Source organism: Marinobacter sp., assembly GCF_035268745.1.
In the GTDB taxonomy this organism is placed as follows: domain Bacteria; phylum Pseudomonadota; class Gammaproteobacteria; order Pseudomonadales; family Oleiphilaceae; genus Marinobacter.
On record NZ_DATFKH010000118.1, the window covers coordinates 1 to 18939 of the forward strand.

General features: G+C 57.6%; 20 protein-coding genes and 1 pseudogene. 11 read left to right on the forward strand and 10 right to left on the reverse strand.

Annotated features, from left to right (window positions below; translation table 11 throughout):
- Together VJ956_RS08755 and VJ956_RS08760 are read left to right on the forward strand one after the other, a co-directional pair.
- A pseudogene (locus tag VJ956_RS08755) lies at positions 1-379 on the forward strand (FAD-dependent oxidoreductase); the annotation flags it as partial.
- 40 nt (positions 380-419) lie between these two features.
- Positions 420-1277 carry an acyl-CoA thioesterase II gene (locus tag VJ956_RS08760; protein WP_324083881.1) on the forward strand — a complete coding sequence of 286 codons (858 nt, stop codon included), beginning with the start codon at positions 420-422 and terminating at the stop codon, positions 1275-1277.
- Between the two features lie 52 nt (positions 1278-1329).
- Here the strand turns inward: VJ956_RS08760 and VJ956_RS08765 are convergent, their stop codons facing one another.
- Positions 1330-1776, reverse strand: a complete 447-nt coding sequence (locus tag VJ956_RS08765) for a flavodoxin domain-containing protein (protein ID WP_324083883.1) — start codon at positions 1774-1776, stop codon at positions 1330-1332.
- A gap of 363 nt (positions 1777-2139) precedes the next feature.
- Here VJ956_RS08765 and VJ956_RS08770 point away from each other — a divergent pair, with 363 nt between their 5' ends.
- Positions 2140-2406 carry a hypothetical protein gene (locus tag VJ956_RS08770; RefSeq protein WP_324083885.1) on the forward strand — a complete coding sequence of 89 codons (267 nt, stop codon included), beginning with the start codon at positions 2140-2142 and terminating at the stop codon, positions 2404-2406.
- Between the two features lie 25 nt (positions 2407-2431).
- Here the strand turns inward: VJ956_RS08770 and panP are convergent, their stop codons facing one another.
- From panP to VJ956_RS08790, 4 genes are all read right to left on the reverse strand, one after another.
- Entirely contained in the window at positions 2432-4108 is a 1677-nt protein-coding gene (panP, locus tag VJ956_RS08775) for a pyridoxal-dependent aspartate 1-decarboxylase PanP (RefSeq protein ID WP_324083887.1), read from the reverse strand.
- Between the two features lie 168 nt (positions 4109-4276).
- The gene (locus tag VJ956_RS08780) at positions 4277-4615 is read right to left on the reverse strand and encodes a DUF503 domain-containing protein (RefSeq protein ID WP_324083889.1); all 339 of its coding nucleotides are present in this window, start codon (positions 4613-4615) and stop codon (positions 4277-4279) included.
- A gap of 32 nt (positions 4616-4647) precedes the next feature.
- On the reverse strand, positions 4648-6318 hold the full coding sequence (locus VJ956_RS08785) for an acyl-CoA dehydrogenase family protein (protein WP_324083891.1): 1671 nt from the start codon (positions 6316-6318) through the stop codon (positions 4648-4650).
- A gap of 2 nt (positions 6319-6320) precedes the next feature.
- Positions 6321-6953, reverse strand: coding sequence for a TetR/AcrR family transcriptional regulator (locus VJ956_RS08790; protein WP_324083893.1), 633 nt, complete (start codon positions 6951-6953; stop codon positions 6321-6323).
- A 255-nt stretch (positions 6954-7208) separates the two neighbouring features.
- Here VJ956_RS08790 and VJ956_RS08795 point away from each other — a divergent pair, with 255 nt between their 5' ends.
- The 4 genes from VJ956_RS08795 to VJ956_RS08810 all read left to right on the forward strand — a co-directional run bounded on the left by VJ956_RS08795 (position 7209) and on the right by VJ956_RS08810 (position 12126).
- Positions 7209-7430 (forward strand): hypothetical protein, encoded by a 222-nt coding sequence (locus VJ956_RS08795; RefSeq protein WP_324083895.1) that lies wholly within the window; start codon positions 7209-7211, stop codon positions 7428-7430.
- Positions 7431-7564: 134 nt separating this feature from the next.
- Positions 7565-8575, forward strand: coding sequence for a porphobilinogen synthase (hemB, locus tag VJ956_RS08800; protein ID WP_324083896.1), 1011 nt, complete (start codon positions 7565-7567; stop codon positions 8573-8575).
- Positions 8576-8653: 78 nt separating this feature from the next.
- Positions 8654-10798: a polyphosphate kinase 1 gene (gene ppk1 / locus VJ956_RS08805; RefSeq protein WP_324083897.1), complete on the forward strand. Its 2145-nt coding sequence runs from the start codon at positions 8654-8656 to the stop codon at positions 10796-10798.
- A gap of 32 nt (positions 10799-10830) precedes the next feature.
- Positions 10831-12126, forward strand: coding sequence for a DUF945 family protein (locus VJ956_RS08810; protein ID WP_324083900.1), 1296 nt, complete (start codon positions 10831-10833; stop codon positions 12124-12126).
- Here the strand turns inward: VJ956_RS08810 and coaD are convergent.
- Together coaD and VJ956_RS08820 are read right to left on the reverse strand one after the other, a co-directional pair.
- Positions 12109-12609: a pantetheine-phosphate adenylyltransferase gene (gene coaD / locus VJ956_RS08815; protein ID WP_324083902.1), complete on the reverse strand. Its 501-nt coding sequence runs from the start codon at positions 12607-12609 to the stop codon at positions 12109-12111. The two genes, VJ956_RS08810 and coaD, sit on opposite strands and share 18 nt — an antisense overlap.
- A gap of 129 nt (positions 12610-12738) precedes the next feature.
- Positions 12739-14187, reverse strand: coding sequence for a coniferyl aldehyde dehydrogenase (locus VJ956_RS08820; RefSeq protein WP_324083966.1), 1449 nt, complete (start codon positions 14185-14187; stop codon positions 12739-12741).
- A gap of 161 nt (positions 14188-14348) precedes the next feature.
- Here VJ956_RS08820 and VJ956_RS08825 point away from each other — a divergent pair, with 161 nt between their 5' ends.
- Entirely contained in the window at positions 14349-15038 is a 690-nt protein-coding gene (locus VJ956_RS08825; RefSeq protein ID WP_324083904.1) for a TetR/AcrR family transcriptional regulator, read from the forward strand.
- A 201-nt stretch (positions 15039-15239) separates the two neighbouring features.
- Here VJ956_RS08825 and yihA read toward each other — a convergent pair whose 3' ends face one another.
- On the reverse strand, positions 15240-15860 hold the full coding sequence (gene yihA, locus VJ956_RS08830; RefSeq protein WP_324083906.1) for a ribosome biogenesis GTP-binding protein YihA/YsxC: 621 nt from the start codon (positions 15858-15860) through the stop codon (positions 15240-15242).
- Between the two features lie 172 nt (positions 15861-16032).
- Between yihA and VJ956_RS08835 the strand changes: the two genes are divergently transcribed.
- The 3 genes from VJ956_RS08835 to VJ956_RS08845 all read left to right on the forward strand — a co-directional run bounded on the left by VJ956_RS08835 (position 16033) and on the right by VJ956_RS08845 (position 18316).
- On the forward strand, positions 16033-16641 hold the full coding sequence (locus VJ956_RS08835; protein WP_324083908.1) for a c-type cytochrome: 609 nt from the start codon (positions 16033-16035) through the stop codon (positions 16639-16641).
- Positions 16642-16802: 161 nt separating this feature from the next.
- Entirely contained in the window at positions 16803-17426 is a 624-nt protein-coding gene (locus VJ956_RS08840; protein WP_324083910.1) for a thiol:disulfide interchange protein DsbA/DsbL, read from the forward strand.
- A gap of 29 nt (positions 17427-17455) precedes the next feature.
- Positions 17456-18316, forward strand: coding sequence for an endonuclease/exonuclease/phosphatase family protein (locus tag VJ956_RS08845; protein WP_324083912.1), 861 nt, complete (start codon positions 17456-17458; stop codon positions 18314-18316).
- An 81-nt stretch (positions 18317-18397) separates the two neighbouring features.
- On the opposite strand, the gene rpmG is transcribed toward VJ956_RS08845, so the two are convergent.
- The gene (gene rpmG, locus VJ956_RS08850) at positions 18398-18553 is read right to left on the reverse strand and encodes a 50S ribosomal protein L33 (RefSeq protein WP_324083914.1); all 156 of its coding nucleotides are present in this window, start codon (positions 18551-18553) and stop codon (positions 18398-18400) included.
- Between the two features lie 11 nt (positions 18554-18564).
- Positions 18565-18801, reverse strand: coding sequence for a 50S ribosomal protein L28 (gene rpmB / locus VJ956_RS08855; RefSeq protein WP_324083916.1), 237 nt, complete (start codon positions 18799-18801; stop codon positions 18565-18567).
- Between the last annotated feature and the right edge of the window lie 138 nt (positions 18802-18939).

Sequence of the window (18939 nt, forward strand, 5' to 3'; positions counted from 1 at the left end):
TGTGGTGAACCGGGCACTGGAAACCTCGGCACCGGATGTCTACGCTCTGGGCGATTGCGCCGAGGTTGACGGCATGGTGCTGCCTTATGTGATGCCCCTGATGGCCTGTGCCCGTGCCCTGGCCAGAACTCTGGCTGGTGAAAGAACCGAAGTGGCCTATGGCGTCATGCCGGTTATCGTCAAAACTCCCTGCTGTCCTGCCGCCGTTTATCCCCCGCCTGCTGACGCAGAGGGCGAGTGGGAAGTGGAAACGGACGGCGAGAATGTACAGGCCCTGTTCAGAGCCGGCGACGGACAACTGCTGGGGTTCGCTGTGACCGGCCGTTACGTTTCGGAAAAACAGGCGCTCGCAAAGGAAGTACCGCCGATCCACTGCTAGGCGGAGCTGGCAAACAATCGTGTGCTCAACAGGAGAAGTAATGCTCGACGTAACCCGCAGGCTGGTGGAATTACTGGACCTTGCCGAAACCGGCAACGATCACTTTCAGGGTGACAGTGAAGACCTCGGCTTTCCCAATGTGTTCGGCGGCCAGGTACTTGGCCAGGCGTTGATGGCGGCCAGCCGCAGCGTTGAAAATCGCGGGCCGCATTCAATGCACGCCTATTTTTTGCGGCCGGGTAACCACCAGCTGCCTATTGATTACGAAGTCCAGCGGGTACGGGATGGCGGCACTTTCTCTGTGCGCCGGGTGATCGCCCGTCAGCGGGGAAAAGAAATCCTCACCGGCTCGATGTCGTTTCAGGTCGCGGAGGAAGGCTTCGATCATCAGTTTGATAAACCGGAAACGCCGGGGCCCGAAGAACTCGGGTCAGAGCAGGATTACGGAAAAATTCTGGCGCCGGATGTGCCCGAGCATAAGCGGGCAAAGCTTACCCGCAACCGCCCGATTGAAATCCGGCCTGTGAATCCTGTCAGTTCGCTGCAGCCGGATCCGCGCCCGCCTTACCAGCAGAGCTGGTTTCGCGCCCGGGGGGAGCTGCCGGATGACCCTATGCTGCACTGCTGTCTGCTGGCCTATGCCTCGGACTTTGAGTTTCTGGGTACCTCGCTCGGCCCCCACGGGGTAACGATTCTGAGCCGGGGGCTGCAGCTGGCCAGCCTGGATCACGCCATCTGGTTCCATCGCCCGTTCCGGATGGATGAGTGGCTGCTTTATGACATGGATAGTCCCAGCGCCTCTGGTGGGCGTGGTTTCAATCGTGGCAGCTTTTACGATACGGCGGGCCGGCTGGTGGCGTCCACCGCCCAGGAGGCCCTGATCCGCAAGCGCGGCTAGCCCGGTTGCCGGAGAGAGCCTTCAGCGCTGTTAAGAGAGCCTTCAGCGCTGTTTACAGCTGCGCCAGCCACGTCCTCAGCCATGGCAGAGCTTCGTCAGCGGGTTCCGGGGTTTCCAGGGCATCGATTTTCAGAGTATCGCCGGTTTTGCGGGCACCGGTCTCCAGCAGTGCCTCCTCGAGAAGATCGCCCGCGCCACAGAAGGTGTCGCCATAAGAGCTGTCGCCCAGCACGATGACACCGAAAGGGCGACCGGGTTGCTGGGGAAGGGTATCACGCAGTTCCAGGTAGAATGGCAGAAGGTTGGGCGGTACCTCACCCTGACCGGTCGTCGATGTGCAGACAAGAAGCGGGTCCGTATTGTTGGTGATGTCCGACAGCTCCGGCTGCTCGTTGATTATCAGGGTGTGGCCTTCGGGTTCGAGGCTCTTTTTCAGTTCTCTGGCGGTCATCAGCGCAGTGCCGTAAACGCTGCCCACCAGAATCCGGATTGAGGCCATATTGCATCCTTAGATCGCTTTTCTGGTTTGCTTGAAATTCGTAGGCATACTAATGAATAACAAAGTAAGTGGACAGGTCTTTTCAGGACCTTAGGCGCGGCGCAGGAACAATAAGCGCTAAAGGGCGGAGGCCGAGCGTACGGGGATCTGTCCGATAGCCAGAGGCAATCCGGGAGTCATTCAGAGGCTCCTTAACGCAAAAGACAGGTTATTGTAGTGGCTTTGAGCACTGGCGTGCCCTGGTCCGGTTTTATCAGGCGGGCGACAACAGGGTCTGGCACAGGTTGGGGCATTTGGCCCATACTAGGGCATGTCAGAGCGGGGCTGTTTGCTTCGAAATGCTTTTTGCAAGGGGATGGATAAATGAGTTCAGCTTCAGAAAGCCGTCAGTCAAAAGTCATTGGCGAGCTCAGGGTGTTTATCAAGAAGGTCCTCAGCGATCCCACGATTGCGGTCAAATCCGTTGAAATTGCCCGTAAATATCGTGACCAGCAGGACGCCGACGAGAAAATTGCGCGGGAAATCAGCGCCAACACCACCATCCGGATTCCGGAAAACTGGAGCGACGCTGATCGCATGTTTCTGGATATTCTGGACGAGGTGCTGGACGACGAGGAAGCGCTTTACTGAGCCTGTCTTACGCTACATCGGGGCCTCAGGCGTGCTTCAGGCCATGCCCGGGACCCTGCAGAACAGCCTCTGCCATTTGCTGAAGGATGGTGATTTCGTCCTGAATACTCTCTTCTTTTGCCAGTTCCCGCTGCTCTGCCAGAATGTCCGTCAGGATATCGGGGGTGGTCAGCGGATTGGCGAGAACCACCCGGAATACGATACACGGGAAATGGCTGTAGCGGGCTGGTTCCAGTCGGGTCCGTGAAACGAAGGCCTTGCCGCGTTCCCGCTGGGTTTTCTGGAGGAACTTGGTGATGCGGTTCAGGCAGGTGTTCAGCTTTTCCAACTGGTCTGGGGTGGCACTTTGCAGCGCCTGCTGCACGTTTTCAGGACAATAGCGATAGGTCAGAATGTTCAGCTCCGGCCGGGTAACAAGCTCGAAATCCGGTTCGTCGTCAATCATTTCCGCAAAGGTCCGGGCCTTTTCTATGCCCTGATCAATCAGGATTTCGTAGCCTTCCCGCGCCAGAATCTTGAGGCCGGAATGGATCAGCATGCACATACCGGGGCGGGAGCCTTCCAGCGTGTTGCTGCCCAGATCCCTTGAGCCCTTGCGGATTATGTACTGGGCATGGTGCTCCACTGCGCTTGCCAGCGCCGGATCCCGGAATACCACCAGGCCCGCACCCATGGGAACGTAAAGTTGTTTGTGGGCGTCAAAGGTTACCGAGTCGGCCCGCTCGATGCCCCGCATCAGCCCGCGGTAGGTGCGTGAGAACAGCGTCGGGCCGCCCCAGGCCGCGTCCACATGGAAGTGGGCGCCAAATTCCTTGGCAATGTCTGCCATCGCGTCCAGTGGATCTATATTGCCGGTTTCGGTGGTGCCTGCGATGCCACAGATGGCCATCACCCGGATTTTCTGGCGGTGCAGTTCGAGGCATTTTTTCCGCAGGGCATCGGTATTGATCCGGTTGTCATGGTCAGTGTCAACCGCCACCAGGAATTCACGGCCCAGGCCGAGTACATCCGCCGCCTTGCGGAGCGAATAGTGGCCCCGGCGGGACACCAGAATGGCGGCGCCCTCACAGCCGTAGTAACGCAGGGCCCGGAACAGGCCTTCCTGATGGATGCCCCGGAAACTGCCTTCTGCGGGGAAGGCGTTATTGCGGGCAACCCAAAGGGCTGTCAGGTTTGCAACAGTGCCGCCGGAGCACATGGCGCCGAGAGCATGGCCGGGGTCATGCATCCACTTGCGGTAAAAGGCACCGTCCTGCTGGTAGACCAGCCGGTGAATCATGCCCAGCACCTGTCTCTCCATGGGCGTGAAGGCCTTGGAGGTTTCGGTTTTCACCAGATTCTGGTTAAGGGCAATCATTATCTTCGACAGCGGCAGCATGAAATAAGGCAGTGCCGACGTCATGTGGCCGAGAAAGCTCGGGGACGCAGTGTGAACCGAATTGGCCACCAGTTTTTCCAGCAGGAACTGCGCCTGCTCCGAGACGAAAACGGGCTTTTCCGGGATGTCGTATTCGGAAAAGTCTTTTTCAACCTCGGCCAGGTCCCGTTCAACCGCGACAATGTGTTCCTGAAGAAACCCGGCCAGATTGCGGGAGATGTTCTGATCGATGCGGCTAAGGGTTGATTCCGGGGCTTCAGGCACCGTGAACACGCGATGCATGGCTTCAACCGAGGCCTGGGCTGACTTTTTCTTTCCGTTCATAGGGGCCACACACTTTGAGTGGTCAACCACAGGCCCATCCCGGGTGCCTTGTGGAAGGTAAATGCAATCTGTTGTTGACCGGCGGGCATGGACGCCGCTCTCCCTTGAGGGCCCGTAGTATACGGCGCCACGCGGTCAGACGCCACAGCGAGCCGGGCCGGCACAGGATCAGAGAATTTCCCGGTGTACATCGAGAATAGCCGCGTCCACCCGTTCTTCGATGGCTTTTTCAACCTGATCCAGACGCTCGGAAATTTGCCGCGAGGACCCGCCCAGTGCGGCAATGGTCCAGGTGGCGCAATCCAGCGCTTCCTGATCCGCTGTTTCGGCAACGGCCAGGTCGGGCTCTTTGCCCCATATTGCTTTCAGTGCGGTGAAAACCTTGCGCTTTGCCTTCAGATCCTCACATCCATAAAGCTGAAAATGCAGGGTGAGAACGCCCACATGGGGAGTAATCACCGGCGGGGAGTTTTCGGTGTTCAGAAGCTTGCGCAGCGCATCGGACATGAGCGTTCACTGTGTTGGAAGGTGCCTTTCGGTCAGTCTACTACAGGAGTTGCCCGGCGGATAATGCGCAAAGTGTCCAGCCCCGGGGGAAGGTTGCCATAGTTCAGTCCGCCGGTGTAAGCCAGTCGCGAAGCACAGAAAGCGTCGGCCGCCGCAGGGTCGGAATGGCGCAGCATCAGGGCAGCCTGCATCAGCAATGCCAGCCGGTCTACCAGATTGCGGGCCCGGTACTCGAAGTCGCCGATATCGGTAAAGTCGTGCTTCAGCCGGGCCAGAAACCGATCAAAGTGCGGGTCGGTACCGCTGGCGATGCTGGCCTCGCTGAAGAAGGCGTCCAGGGTGTCCGGCTCTTTCTGTAATGCTCTCAGAGTATCCAGACACTGCACATTGCCACTGCCCTCCCAGATGGCATTTACCGGTGATTCCCGCAACAGCCGTGGCATGATGCAATCTTCGATCACGCCGTTGCCACCCAGGCACTCCATGGACTCATAGGCATGATTGGGGGTGCGTTTGCAGATCCAGTATTTGCCGACGGGGGTGGCCAGTCTTGCCAGCAGGCGTTCGTGTTCCAGATGCTGGTTGTCGAGCGCGCGGGCAACTCGCAGGGTGTAGGCCATCGCCGCTTCGCTTTCCAGTGCCAGATCGGCCAGTACGTTCTGCATCAGCGGCTGTTTGTTCAGGTGTTGACCAAAGGCGCTGCGGTGGCGGCAGTGGTGTGTTGCCTGCGCCAGGGCCTGGCGCATGCCTGCTGAACTGCCGATCATGCAGTCGAAGCGGGTCATGGCGACCATTTCGATGATGGTGGGCACGCCACGGCCTTCTTCGCCCACCATCCAGGCCAGCGCACCCCGCAGTTCGGCTTCGCTGGAAGCATTGGCCACATTGCCCATCTTGCTTTTCAGGCGCTGGACCTGCCAAGGGTTCTTGCTGCCATCCGGACGCCAGCGGGGCATCAGGAAACAGGACAGCCCGCCGCTGGTCTGGGCCAGCACCAAAAATGCATCGCACATCGGGGCCGATACGAACCACTTGTGGCCGACCAGTTCATAGGCCTGACCGGGGCCGCTGGTTCCGACCGGGTAGGCCTTGGTGGTGTTGGCGCGCACGTCACTGCCGCCCTGTTTTTCGGTCATCGCCATGCCGATGGTGACCGACTGCTTTTTGGTGTCCGGGCAGTTGGCCGGATCATACTGGTTGGCCAGGATTTTCGGTTCCCAGAGTGCCGCCAGTTCCGGCTGCTTGCGGATCGAAGGTACGGCTGCGAAGGTCATGGTAATCGGGCAGCAGTGGGCGGCTTCAACCTGGGAATGCATATAGTATTTTGCGGCCCGTGCTACGTTGGAGCCCTCGCCAGGGTGAGTCCAGGGACTGCTGTGCAGACCTTCCTCCACGGCTTTTGTCATCAGCTGATGGTACGCCGGATGAAAGTTGACCTGATCAACCCGGTGGCCAAAACGATCGTGGGTATCGAAGCCGGGCTTGCTGGCATTGGCCTGGAATCCCAGCTCAATGGCGCCTGCCGAGCCTGCCCAGGCGCCAAAGCGGTCGAGGTCCGCAATGGCGGCCACTGCGCCCTCACGGGCAACCGCTTCCTGTAGGGCCGTATCCTGTTTGAACAGATTGTAGTTTTCCAGGGCCGGAGGCTGATTGAGTACCTCGTGGGTCTGGGCATAGCCGGGCGCTGGCTGGCGGGCGTTCATATTTACCTCCGATTGCCAGTCAGCCCCTGCATGCAAAAACATATGATGGAGTCGACCAGCGGCTGACTGTCGTTATTACTGGCCAGGGATTGTGCATTCGCCACTGACGGCGATAACGGCCCTACCAGACTTTCGGCGATTGCGCCTACCAGGCAGGCACTGCTCCGGGATGCCTGTTGCTGCGGCAGACTCCCTTCGGCCATGCCCTGTTCGATGGCGCTTTCCAGTAACTCCGCGTAAGCGCGGCGGAATTTGAGTCGCTCTTCTTCAACTTTCGGGTCGACCGGCTCGGCAATCAGTGCCCAGGCGACGGTCGGGCTTCTCAGGGCTCTGACCGCAAACTGACGTAAAGCTCTTTCCAGCCTGAGGACGGCGTTGCCCTCGCTCGCCAATGCTTCGGCTACCTTGTCGACTTCTATCTGGGTCGCGATGCGGAAGATTTCGGCAAACAGGTCTTCCTTGGACTCAAAGTGCCGGTATATGGTCCCGGTGGCCACCCCGGAGCCTTCGGCAATGCTGGTAACGCGGGCATTGCGAAAGCCGCCTTCGGCAATGCATTGCTGCGTACATTCGATGATGCGCCGGCGAGCCTGAGCTTTGCGATTGCGCATCTTTTCAGTTTCACGATAGGGCATCCTGCATTCCTGTAACTAGTGAACCATTATTCATTTCTTCCGTCAACGCATGAATTCAGTCCAGAGCTTCGGTTTTATCTTTTTAAAACAGTTTCATGAAACATGTTACAAAAAATTACAAAAAAGACTTCGGGAGGAAATAGCGCCGTCACTGAAACCGCATTATAAAGATGCCAAGACGGGGGTTGTACAGGATTTCCGTTGATTCGGGCGTAAAGACGCCCGGTTTACTGTTTTCGTTGCAGGAGAGACGCCATGAGCGAGTTCGACGAAAGCAATCTGGAGCATTCCGGAAACTGGTTTCTTGACAGTGAGGACACTCATACCGTTGCCGGTCGCGCCCGTATCAGGGCCCAGCTGCAGCGTGACATTGAGGCTTTTCTCAGTCGGGGCGGCAGGATTGAGGAAGTGAACACGGCTTTCAGAAACGACGCACCCAGAAAGGTCGAGATCAGTTTTAACAGCCATTCGCTATAACCAGCCGGCTACCGCTGGAACCCGCTCCGGCCCGACGGAACCATTTGAGGGAACCGGTTGACTGGCCTGCCCTGACTCCTTGTGGCCGTGTATGATGGAGGTAGAGACTTTCATCAAGGCAGAGGAGAAACTGTGTGAGTTCACCGGTCAACCGTCGTTACCCCGGTACCCGTCTACGTCGAAACCGTGCTGATGACTTTTCCCGCCGAATGACCCGGGAGAACCGGCTGAGCGTCGACAACCTGATTTTTCCGGTGTTTGTGCTTGAGGGGGAAGAGCAACGGGAAGCCGTGGCATCCATGCCCGGTGTCGAGCGCCTGAGCATTGACCTTCTGCTGGAACAGGCGGGTGAGCTGGTGTCGCTGGGGGTTCCGGCGATTGCCCTGTTTCCGGTGGTAGCTGCCGAGCGCAAGGACCTGTCCGGCTCCGGCGCCTGGGATCCGGAGGGCCTGGCGCAGCGCGCTGTCAGAGCGCTCAAGCGTGCGTTTCCGGACCTTGGCGTAATCACCGATGTGGCACTGGACCCGTTCACCACCCACGGCCAGGACGGCATTATCGACGATCAGGGCTATGTGCTGAATGATGTCACGATTGAGGCGCTGGTTCGTCAGGCTCTGTCCCATGCGGCCGCCGGTGCGGATGTTGTGGCGCCGTCTGACATGATGGATGGCAGGGTGGCCGCCATCCGTGAAGCGCTGGAAAATGCAGGCCATGTAAACACCCGTATTCTTGCCTATGCTGCGAAATACGCCTCCAGCTACTACGGGCCCTTCCGCGATGCGGTCGGCTCGGCAGGCAATCTGGGCAAGGGCAACAAGGCGACCTACCAGATGGACCCGGCCAACAGCGACGAAGCGATTCATGAAGTTGCAATGGATATCGCGGAAGGTGCCGACATGGTCATGATCAAACCAGGCATGCCTTATCTGGATATTGTCCGCCGGGTGAAACAGGAACTGCAGGTTCCGACATTTGTCTACCAGGTCAGCGGTGAATACGCCATGCATATGGCCGCAGCGGAAAACGGCTGGCTGGACGGTGATGCGGTGATGATGGAAAGCCTGATAGCCATGCGAAGAGCCGGTGCTGATGCCATCCTGACCTATTTTGCGGTAAGAGCAGCCCGGCTGATGAAATCAACCTGAGCAGCCTGATATCGAAAGCTTCAGGCCAGGCCCTCCCCGGTAAGCCGGAATGCGGAGCAACAGTGGAATGAATGAGCAATGACGACGGAATCAGCGAATCAGGACAGCGCATCCCGGCCCGATAGCGTGCCGGCGCCGGTAGAACTGCCAGAGCCCGGTGGTGACGTTAACGTGTCTGCCCGGCAGAATTATTTCAACCGGGAACTGAGCCAGCTCCAGTTCAACTACCGGGTGCTGAAACAGGCCCTCGATACCACACACCCGCTACTTAACCGGCTGATGTTCTGCTGCATCTTCAGCAGCAACATGGATGAATTTTTCGAAATCCGGGTGGCGGGGCTGCGCCAGCAGATCAAATACGGCCGTGAAACCCTGGGTTCCGACGGCATGATGCCGGAAGAGGTGCTTGGGGAAATCAGCCGGGTGGCCCACGAGTACATCCGCGAACAGTACGAGATTCTGAACGATATTCTGATCCCGGAAATGGAGCGGGAGAACATTCATTTTGTCCGGCGCCGGGAATGGACCGCAGAGCAGGCCGAGTGGGTGCGCCACTACTTTGAGGACGAGATTCTGCCAGTGGTGAGCCCGATCGGGCTGGACCCGTCCCATCCATTCCCGCGACTGGTGAATAAAAGCCTGAACTTTATTGTCGAGCTGGATGGCAAAGACGCCTTCGGCCGCGAGACCGGTATGGCAATCGTGCCGGCGCCCCGTTCCCTGCCGCGACTGGTGCGGCTGCCGGATGATATCTGCAGCGGCGGCGAGAACCTGGTGTTCCTGTCGTCGATGATTCACGCCCACGCCGAAGAGCTTTTCCCGGGTATGGAAGTTAAGGGCTGCTATCAGTTCCGCCTGACCCGGAACGCCGACCTCGAGCTGGAGGACGACCTGGAAGATCTGGCGTCCGCCTTGCGGGGTGAGTTGCTCAGTCGTCGCTTTGGTGATGGTGTGCGACTGGAAGTGGCGGATAACTGCCCGGAAGAACTGGTGCGTTTCCTGTTGCGGGAATTCGGCCTGACCGATAGGGATCTTTACCTGGTTCATGGTCCGGTAAACCTGACGCGCCTGATGGCGGTCGGTGGCCTGGTGGACCGGCCGGACCTGACCTATTCCAATTTCTCGCCGTCGATACCCCGGTCTATCCGCAGCAAGGACTCCATGTTCGATGCGATCCGCAAACGGCCTTTGTTGCTGCTGCACCCTTATGAAAACTTCAGTCCGGTGGTGGATCTGTTGCGCCAGGCCGCCAAGGATTCCCAGGTGCTGGCCATCCGCCAGACTCTTTACCGTACCGGTGCGGATTCCGAGATCGTCGAGGCATTGATGGATGCCGCCCGGCGCGGCAAGGAAGTGACGGCCATCATCGAGCTCAGGGCAAGGTTCAGCGAAGCCGAAAACCTGGAGCTCGCCAGCCGTCTGCAGGAGGCCGGGGTGATCGTGGTTTACGGTGTGGTGGGCTACAAGACACACGCCAAGATGATCCTGATTGTGCGACGGGAGGAAGGGCGTCTGCGCCGGTATGTTCACCTGGGTACAGGCAACTATCACGCGGGCAATGCCAGGTTGTACACGGACTACAGCTTCATGACCTGCGACGAGTCCATCAGCGATGACGTGAACAAGCTGTTCCAGCAGCTGACGGGTATGGGCAAGGCTCTGAAAATCAAGAAACTGTTTCACTCGCCCTTCACGCTTCACGCTCGTCTGCTGGCGCTGGTGGATCGCGAAGCCGAACTGGGTGACAAGGGCCGGATCATTTTCAAGTTCAATGCCCTGACCGAACGTGAACTGATCAAGGCGCTTTACCGCGCCTCCCAGGCCGGGGTCAAGATTGATCTGATTATTCGCGGCGTGTGCTGTCTGCGACCCGAAGTGCCGGGTCTGTCCGAGAATATCCGGGTGCGTTCGATCATTGGTCGTTTTCTGGAGCATACGCGGGTCTATTATTTCGGCAACGATGGCCATCCTGACGTTTATTGTTCAAGCGCCGACGGCATGGAGCGGAATCTGCTGAGCCGGGTCGAGACGGCGTTTCCGATAGAAGATCCGTCGCTTTCGGCGCGACTGCGGGAGGATCTGGACACTTACCTTGCGGACAATTGCCAGTCCTGGATCCTGCAGTCCGACGGCAGTTACATTCAGAACCGGCCGGCGGAGGGCGAGGAGCGTCTGGCGTCGCAACTGGTTCTGCTGGACCGGCTGACCGGTACATCACAATAACCGACGGCCGGGCGCTGCAGGGAGAACGGAATTTGAAAACACGATGGCTGGTGGTCGGCATTTTAACGCTGGGAGTCGCTGCTGCCGCCCCCTGGGGTGTTGGCTATTATACCGAGCGCCAATGGCAGGGCGTGGCGACCGGGTTCAATAGCGCCCAGGATGTTCTGCGGCTGGAAACCCGGGACTACGACCGTGGTTATCTTGACGCCAGTGTCCGTGGCTATGTCACGCTGGTGGTGCCGGACAGCGGGGAAATCCGGCGGATTGAGTATCAGGCCCGGGTCAGTCACGGTGTTACCGGTAGCCTGATGGATTTTTCCACTGCGGACAGTGCGACAGCCGATGTCGAGAAATTCTTTCCCGATGAAAAACCTCGCCTGACTCTCGAAACCCGCATCTGGGGCACCGCAACTGTGGAAATAACAGTGCCCGCGGTAGACGTCGCTGACCGGGACACCGATGAGACACTGACCAGTGCCCGGGCCTATGGTCGTGCCGATATCGGCTCGGCGGGCACTGAAGTGGATATCCGGGTGCAGTGGCCGGGCCTGACCCTGGCCGGGCCCGATGTAAAGATTGCCATGACCGATTTCCGGGTGGAACAGACGATGGAGCGCCTGACAGGCAATCTCTGGCTCGGCAGCGGCAGAGTCGAACTGGCCGGCCTCGGTTTTGAGCTGCCACAGCAATCCCCTGTACGTTTCGAAGGTTTGTCTGTGGTCAGCAGTTCCGATGTCTCAGATGCGGGCGCGCGGCTGAACGGAGAATCCAGCATCCGCCTGGACAAGCTTACCGTCGATGACCGGGATTCCGGCCCGCACGAAATTCAGGTCATGTTCGACGGTCTGGATGTGACAAGTCTTGATGAAATCTCATCGGCCGTTAACGACATGCAGCAGGCGGCCGTGAACCCGGCAGCTGAGACGAATCCCCGGGCCGTGATGGAACAGCAGATGCAGTCCTTTCAGCGGGTCAACGCTGCCATCCTGGGGCTGGCAGCGGAAGGCTTCAGTTTCGGGTTGCCGACGATTGATCTGAGCACGCCGGAAGGACCGGTCAGGGGTGAACTGATGATTCGCCATCCGCAACTGTCGGAGCAGGAAAAATCCCGGGCGATGATGGTAATGCAGGGACTGACCGGCAATTTCGATATCAGCATGCCGGCTGCTCTGGTGGACAATAATCAGGCCCTCGCTCTGCAGATAGCTCCCCTGGTCGAGGATGGCATGGTGGTGCAGGAAGGGAATCGTCTGCGCATGGCCGGCACGCTGGAGGATATGGCGCTGACCATCAACGGAAACGTGTTGCCACTACCGCCCATCTTCTGAGGGGCGGTCGGCGAATTTCTTCCGCAGGGCTTGCTGAACCGCCGGGTCGACAAACTCGGAGACATCGCCGCCCAGAGAGGCAATTTCGCGGATCAGCGTCGAGGAGATGTAGGACAGGTGATTGGCCGGCGTCAGAAACATGCTCTCGACCTCTGGTGCCAGCCGGCGGTTCATGTCGGCGAGCTGGAATTCAAATTCAAAATCCGAGACCGCTCTTAACCCACGCATTATGACGGTCGCGCCCTGTTCCCGAACGAAATCCGCCAGCAGGTTGCTGAATCCGGTCACGGTCACATTGGGCAGGTGGGCGGTGGCGGTTGCCACCAGTTGGCAGCGTTCATCCAGGTTAAGAAGCGGGGATTTTTTCGGATTGTAGGCAATGGCAACGACAACTTCGTCAAAAAGCCGGCCCGCACGCTCAATCAGGTCCGTATGGCCGTTGGTGATGGGGTCAAAAGTGCCGGGGTAGATGACTTTTGTCATTTGGTGCTCCTTGTTCATCAATACCGGCAGGATAGCACCCCTCCCCGCGAACCAAAACGACGATGGCAGCTTCCCGGGCAGGGTCGTCTGTACTCCGCATTTCCCTTCCCCTTGTTGCCGTGCCGGTATTTAGCGGATAAACAGCTTGTATATCAACTTGTGGGCAGCCGTACCATGCGGTGCGTAAACAAATTTGCCACTGTTGAAACGTTGTTTGCTGAAAATGGCCCGATGATGGGAAAAGGTCATGAAACCTTCCTTGCCATGATAGTGGCCCATGCCGGAATCACCCACGCCGCCGAAGGGCAGGTCGTCCTGGGCAACGTGCATGAGTGCATCATTGATGCACATGCCTCCGGAGTGGGTGTTGTTGGTTACGTATTCCTGATGTGACCGGTCATAGCCGAAGTAGTACAGCGCCAGTGGGCGGGGCCGGTCATTGATGTAATGAATGGCCTCGTCCAGGTTGCCGTAGCTGATGACGGGCAGGATCGGCCCGAAGATTTCATCCTGCATCAGCTTCATGTCCGCCGTGGTGTTCAGCACCAGAGTAATCGGCATCTTGCGGGTGCCGTCCTTCATATCTTCCTGCGCCGGGTTTATCTCGATCAGCTCGGCACCCTTGGCTCTGGCATCTTCCAGGTACCCCTGGAGCCGGCTGTACTGCCGCTCATTAATAATAGCGGTGTAATCATCGTTATCCCGCAGGGTCGGGTACATGGCAGTGAACTGGTTGCGGAATTCGTCCACGAAGGCCGGTATCCGGTCGGTGGGACAAAGTACGTAATCCGGCGCAACACAGGTCTGGCCCGCATTCAGCGCCTTGCCGAAGCCGATACGCTGGGCAGCATCTTCCAGGGGCACGTCAGCGGCAACAATCGCCGGTGATTTGCCACCAAGCTCCAGGGTCACTGGTGTGAGGTTTTCCGCCGCGGCCTTCATTACCAGTTTGCCCACGGTCGTGGAGCCGGTGAACAAAAGGTGGTCGAAGGGCAGGGCCGAGAAATCCGCCGCAACGTCTGCCTCACCAATGACGGTGCTGACCAGGTCTTCCGGGAAAGCGGACTCAATCAGTTCGCGGAACAGGGCCGAGGTGTGTGGCGTATACTCAGACATCTTGATCATGGTGCGGTTGCCGGCTGACAACGAAGCGACCAGGGGGCCCACCGCAAGGTACAAAGGATAGTTCCAGGGAACAATCACACCCACCACACCTTTAGGCTGGTAATGTACCTGATTGCTGGCGGGCTGGAACAGCATGGAGACATGGCGTTTGGAAGGCTTCATCCAGCCCCCCAGATTTTTCAGGGTGTAGTTGATACCCTGAATCGAGGGCATGACCTCCGCAATCAGCGATTCATCTCTGGAGCGGCAACTGAAATCGTGGTCCATGGCCTCCAGCAACCGGTCCTGATTGGCCAGCAGCACGCGTTTGAGGCGTTTCAGGTTTTCCTGCCGCTCGGTCAGGGAAGGCATGGGATGATTGCGGAATGCCTTCTTCTGATCATCAAAAATGCGGTGATTGTGCTGAATCTGTTTTTTGCTTTCGGTCAGTTGCACAACGGTGGCAACCATAATCGGATTCTCCGTGCGATGCTCCGGCCTTGCAGCGCCCTTGCCAGGTTTTGCAATGGGGTCTGCCAGGCCTGTCGGCAATGGTGAAAAAATGCGCAGTTTGCACTATGCGGTATTATTAGAGTATATACTCTAGGCAGTCAAGTCCGCAGGGAGCCGAGCCCATGAAAACCAGAGACCGGATTCTGCTCTCCAGTCTGGAACTTTTTAACGAGCGCGGAGAGCGCAATGTCACCACCAACCACATTGCGGCGCACCTTGCGATTTCGCCCGGTAACCTCTATTACCATTTCCGCAACAAGTCCGACATTATTTACGAGATCTTTCTCGAGTATGAAAAGCTGGTGGATTTCTATCTCGAAATTCCGGAAAACCGGCCGCTTACTCTGGACGACCTGACCTTCTACCTGGAGTCGGTGTTTGACGGGCTCTGGAGTTACCGTTTCTTTCACCGGGACCTGGAATATCTGCTGGACAGCGACCGGCGGCTGCGGGAGGACTACCGGGAATTTACCAACCGCTGCCTGGCCGCGATCAACCGCATTTACGAGAAACTCGCAGAGGCCGGCATTATTTACCTCCAGCCTGAAGATCTGAGGTCCGCGATGTCGCTGAACGTCTGGCTGATCATCACCAACTGGATGGCCTATCTGAAAACAGCCCGCGCCAGTGAGGGCGACGGCAGCCTGTCGCTGACGCATCTGAAGCAGGCCATCTATCAGGTGCTGACTCTGGAAATTCCCTATCTGACTCCGGAATACCGGGAACGGGTCATGATCCTGCGGGAAAAATACCGTCCCGAACTGCAGGAGCAAAAGCGCGGCGTTGCCCTGGTGGCGGGAGACAGACACTAGTGTGAGATAGCAGGGAACTCCGGCGGAATGTTGCTGTCACAGGTGCAGGACGTCGGCAATCCGGACATTGCGGGCGTCTTCCTGAGCGTGATCTTTGCTACAGATATCAAAGAGGGCTCAGGTTCTAGTGCGTCTTAAACCCTGACGTTTCGCGGCCTGTCGCCTTGGCAGGCCGTTTTTTTATTGGCTGGCCTGATCCTGTCACTCCTCAAACCAGCCAGCCAGTGCTTCTCTCGTTTCGTCCAGCCCCTGTTTGGAAGTTGCCGAGAACATCACCAGATGTTCCAGACATTCGACAGCCTCCAGTTTTCTGGCGATACCGAGCATGGCGGTTTTGGCCTGACCAAACTTCAGTTTGTCTGCTTTGGTGCAAAGAATCATCAACGGCAGCTTGTTATGATCGCACCATTCCACCATCATCTGATCAAAGTCGGTCAGCGGATGGCGGATATCGATCACCAGAACCAGACCACGCAGGCTGCGGCGATCATTAAGATAATGGCCAAGGTGCTTCTGCCAGTCGTCTTTCATGTCCCGGGATACTCGGGCGTAGCCATAGCCGGGCAGGTCCACCAGGCGGCAGTGGTCCCGGTTCAGGGAGAAAAAATTGATCAGCCGGGTACGGCCCGGGGTCTTGCTGGTCCGCGCCAGCTTGCCATTGGTGGTGATCGTATTGATGGCGCTGGATTTGCCGGCATTCGAGCGTCCGGCAAATGCGACTTCCGCGCCATGGTCGGCCGGACATTCTTCCAGCACCGAGGCGCTGATCAGAAAACGGGCGCTGTTGAAGGAAAGGCTTTTGGCCGTCGCGTCAGAGGTCACGGAGATTGGGTCTCCTATTGGATTTCAGTTGTCAGGGATTAATGTATAATGCTACACCAATTCCTGGTTAAACGCCTTGGGTAGCCGCCATCAGCCTCGGTTTGTGTGTTTTGATCCGTGCCTGCCGGCTGCATAACGAAGAATACTTTTGGATGAGAGAAGCGGAGCTAGCATGAAGAAACTGATCGCAGGAGTTGTTCTCGGTGTCGGCCTCACGGCGATCGCACACGGGGCCGGAAATCCTGAAGCAGGCGAGGCGAACGCTCAGGTATGTGCGGGCTGTCACGGGGCTGGCGGAGCCGAGCCGATTGCACCGAATTACCCGAAACTGTCCGGGCTGGGTGAGAAATACCTGCATCAGCAACTGGTCCTGATCAAGGAGCAGGAGCGAATGATCCCGTCCATGACCGGGCTGCTGAACAACAACTCCGATCAGGACCTGCAGGACCTGGCCGCATATTTTGACAGTCAGTCCATGCCCATAGGCCAGGCCGATCCCGACCTGGTGGATCAGGGCGAGGCACTGTATCGTGGCGGCAACATGGCTTCCGGTGTGCCCGCCTGCGCCGGTTGCCACAGCCCCGATGGTTCTGGTATCGAAGCGGCCGGTTATCCGCGCCTCAGTGGCCAGAGCGCTGAATATGTCGCCGCGCAACTGAAGGCCTATCGCGTTGGTGAGCGCGACGCGGGGCAGAATGCGTCGATCATGATGGACGTCGCGGCCAAGCTGACCGACCAGGAGATCGAGGCGGTCTCCAGCTACGCGTCAGGCCTCAACTGAGCCGGGTATCCGTTACCGCCAACAAACCCCGCTTCGGCGGGGTTTTTATTTTGGCGGAAAAGACCGGCGCTTAACCGAGCTTTAATCTGCCGGTGGTGGAACTTTTTGCCAACACTGAGTCATAATCAAGCCAGATTTCCTTAACAGACCGGAGAACAGTAATGATCCGAAATGTCCAAACACTTGCCGTATTGATCTTCGCACTGCTGTTTCTGTCCCAGGCCAATGCCCAGTCCTATCAGGAAGGGCAGCATTATGAAGCTATCGAAATGCCGGTAAGAACGGCCAGTGACACCGGCGTCGAAGTGGCTGAAGTGTTCTGGTACGGCTGCCCTCATTGCTATTCGTTCAAGCCTTTCGTTGAAAGCTGGGCTGAAACCGCCCCCGATTATGTCAACTATGTGAAAATCCCGGCCACGCTGGGCGCTTCATGGCAGCCCCACGCGAGAGCATTTTACGCGGTTGAGGCGATGGGTGAGCTGGACAAGGTCCATGATGCTTTTTTTGAAGCACTGGCAGGCGAGCGGCGGCAACTCGACTCGGGCGAAGCGCTGGCAGATTTTGTTGCCGAGCACGGTGTGGATGCGGAAGCCTTTCTCAAGAACTACAACAGCTTTGGCGTGAACGCACGACTGCAGCAGGCGCACTCCAAGGTTCGCGGTGCAAGGGTGACCGGCACCCCGACCATGCTTGTTGCGGGCAAGTATCGGGTAACCGCCCGTATGGCAGGCAGCCATGAGGCGGTTCTTGATGTGGTCGACTATCTGGTTGAGAAAGAAAGATAGACGCGCACTGCTGAGCAGAGATGCCACTCATGTACAGTCGCATCAAAAAGCAGCTGCAAACTATCTTAAAGCCCTCTGACGTGGTCAGGGGCAGCTGCTCCGGAGATGATCATGTGCCGGATTTCGAGCCTGACCGGCAAATCCGGTTACTCACCTTTAATATCCAGGTGGGGATCAACACCGCCTCTTACCGACATTACCTGACCCGAAGCTGGCAACATCTGCTGCCCCATCGCAAACGGATTGAGAATCTTGACCGGATTGCCGCACTGTTACGCAACTACGATGTCGTTGCCCTGCAGGAATGCGATGGCGGCAGCCTGCGAAGTGGTTACATCAACCAGGTCCAGTACCTGGCGGAAGCGGCGGGAATACCCTATTGGTATCAGCAGCTCAATCGGAATATGGGGCAACTGGCACAGCACAGCAATGGTTTGTTGAGCCGTTACAAGCCTTTAAGTGTGGACGAGCACAAGTTACCGGGGCTGATTCCGGGGCGCGGGGCAATTGTTGCCCGCTATGGTTCGGAAGACGATCCCCTGGTGCTGGTGATGCTGCACCTGTCATTAAGCAAGGCAGCGCAGCAAAAGCAGCTCGGATTTATTCGGGAGCTGATTTCAGATTATCAGCACGTGGTTTTGATGGGAGACCTTAATAACCACGCTGAACAACTGTTGAGCAACACACCGCTGAAACACGCCAATCTGGTTCCCTTGCCTGCAACGGCCCACAGTTTTCCAAGCTGGCGGCCCGAGCGCGCGCTGGACCACATCCTGGTGAGCCCCAGTCTCGAAATCAGCCGTTCCGAGGTGGTCCGCTTTCCGGTTTCAGACCACCTGCCTGTCGCCCTGGACATCAAACTGCCCAAAGGTTACTTGCGGACTTTCTGACTGATTTGCAGCATATCACCCTGTCCTCAGCCATAAAAAAAGCCTGGCAGGTGCCAGGCTTTGCGGATGACCAGACCAGATTTACTTGATCTTGGCTTCCTTATACGAAACATGCTTGCGGACAACCGGATCGTACTTCTTGATCTCGATTTTTTCCGGGGTGTTTCGCTTGTTTTTCTTGGTCGTATAGAAGTGACCAGTGCCTGCTGATGAAACCAGCTTGATTTTTTCGCGCATGATGCGGCTCCTTAGAATTTCTCGCCGCGGGCACGAAGATCGGCCAGCACAGCGTCAATGCCTTTCTTGTCAATTACACGCATACCTTTGGTAGATACGCGCAGCCTTACAAAACGCTTCTCTGTCTCAACCCAGAAGCGGTGGTGCTGCAGGTTGGGCAGAAAACGACGACGAGAGTGGTTCATCGCGTGAGAAACATTGTTACCGGATACCGGTCGCTTACCGGTAACCTGACAGACTCTGGACATACTTGCCTCCGACCTGAGCTAGGGTCCTGAAAATACGTTTTAAATTCGTTCAATCGCGTTTCTGGTGTTTTGCTTGTGCCAAGAAATGCACGCTACTCGCCAGACGCCGCCAGAAAGGGACGCTTTTATACCAGAATG

Excerpts from the sequence above, each read along its gene's own strand:
- VJ956_RS08760 (WP_324083881.1), top strand. The coding sequence starts at position 420 with ATGCTCGACGTAACCCGCAGGCTGGTGGAATTACTGGACCTTGCCGAA.
- VJ956_RS08765 (WP_324083883.1), bottom strand. The coding sequence starts at position 1,776 with ATGGCCTCAATCCGGATTCTGGTGGGCAGCGTTTACGGCACTGCGCTG.
- VJ956_RS08770 (WP_324083885.1), top strand. The coding sequence starts at position 2,140 with ATGAGTTCAGCTTCAGAAAGCCGTCAGTCAAAAGTCATTGGCGAGCTC.
- panP (WP_324083887.1), bottom strand. The coding sequence starts at position 4,108 with ATGAACGGAAAGAAAAAGTCAGCCCAGGCCTCGGTTGAAGCCATGCAT.
- VJ956_RS08780 (WP_324083889.1), bottom strand. The coding sequence starts at position 4,615 with ATGTCCGATGCGCTGCGCAAGCTTCTGAACACCGAAAACTCCCCGCCG.
- VJ956_RS08785 (WP_324083891.1), bottom strand. The coding sequence starts at position 6,318 with ATGAACGCCCGCCAGCCAGCGCCCGGCTATGCCCAGACCCACGAGGTA.
- VJ956_RS08790 (WP_324083893.1), bottom strand. The coding sequence starts at position 6,953 with ATGCCCTATCGTGAAACTGAAAAGATGCGCAATCGCAAAGCTCAGGCT.
- VJ956_RS08795 (WP_324083895.1), top strand. The coding sequence starts at position 7,209 with ATGAGCGAGTTCGACGAAAGCAATCTGGAGCATTCCGGAAACTGGTTT.
- ppk1 (WP_324083897.1), top strand. The coding sequence starts at position 8,654 with ATGACGACGGAATCAGCGAATCAGGACAGCGCATCCCGGCCCGATAGC.
- coaD (WP_324083902.1), bottom strand. The coding sequence starts at position 12,609 with ATGACAAAAGTCATCTACCCCGGCACTTTTGACCCCATCACCAACGGC.
- VJ956_RS08825 (WP_324083904.1), top strand. The coding sequence starts at position 14,349 with ATGAAAACCAGAGACCGGATTCTGCTCTCCAGTCTGGAACTTTTTAAC.
- VJ956_RS08835 (WP_324083908.1), top strand. The coding sequence starts at position 16,033 with ATGAAGAAACTGATCGCAGGAGTTGTTCTCGGTGTCGGCCTCACGGCG.
- VJ956_RS08840 (WP_324083910.1), top strand. The coding sequence starts at position 16,803 with ATGATCCGAAATGTCCAAACACTTGCCGTATTGATCTTCGCACTGCTG.
- VJ956_RS08845 (WP_324083912.1), top strand. The coding sequence starts at position 17,456 with ATGTACAGTCGCATCAAAAAGCAGCTGCAAACTATCTTAAAGCCCTCT.
- rpmG (WP_324083914.1), bottom strand. The coding sequence starts at position 18,553 with ATGCGCGAAAAAATCAAGCTGGTTTCATCAGCAGGCACTGGTCACTTC.
- rpmB (WP_324083916.1), bottom strand. The coding sequence starts at position 18,801 with ATGTCCAGAGTCTGTCAGGTTACCGGTAAGCGACCGGTATCCGGTAAC.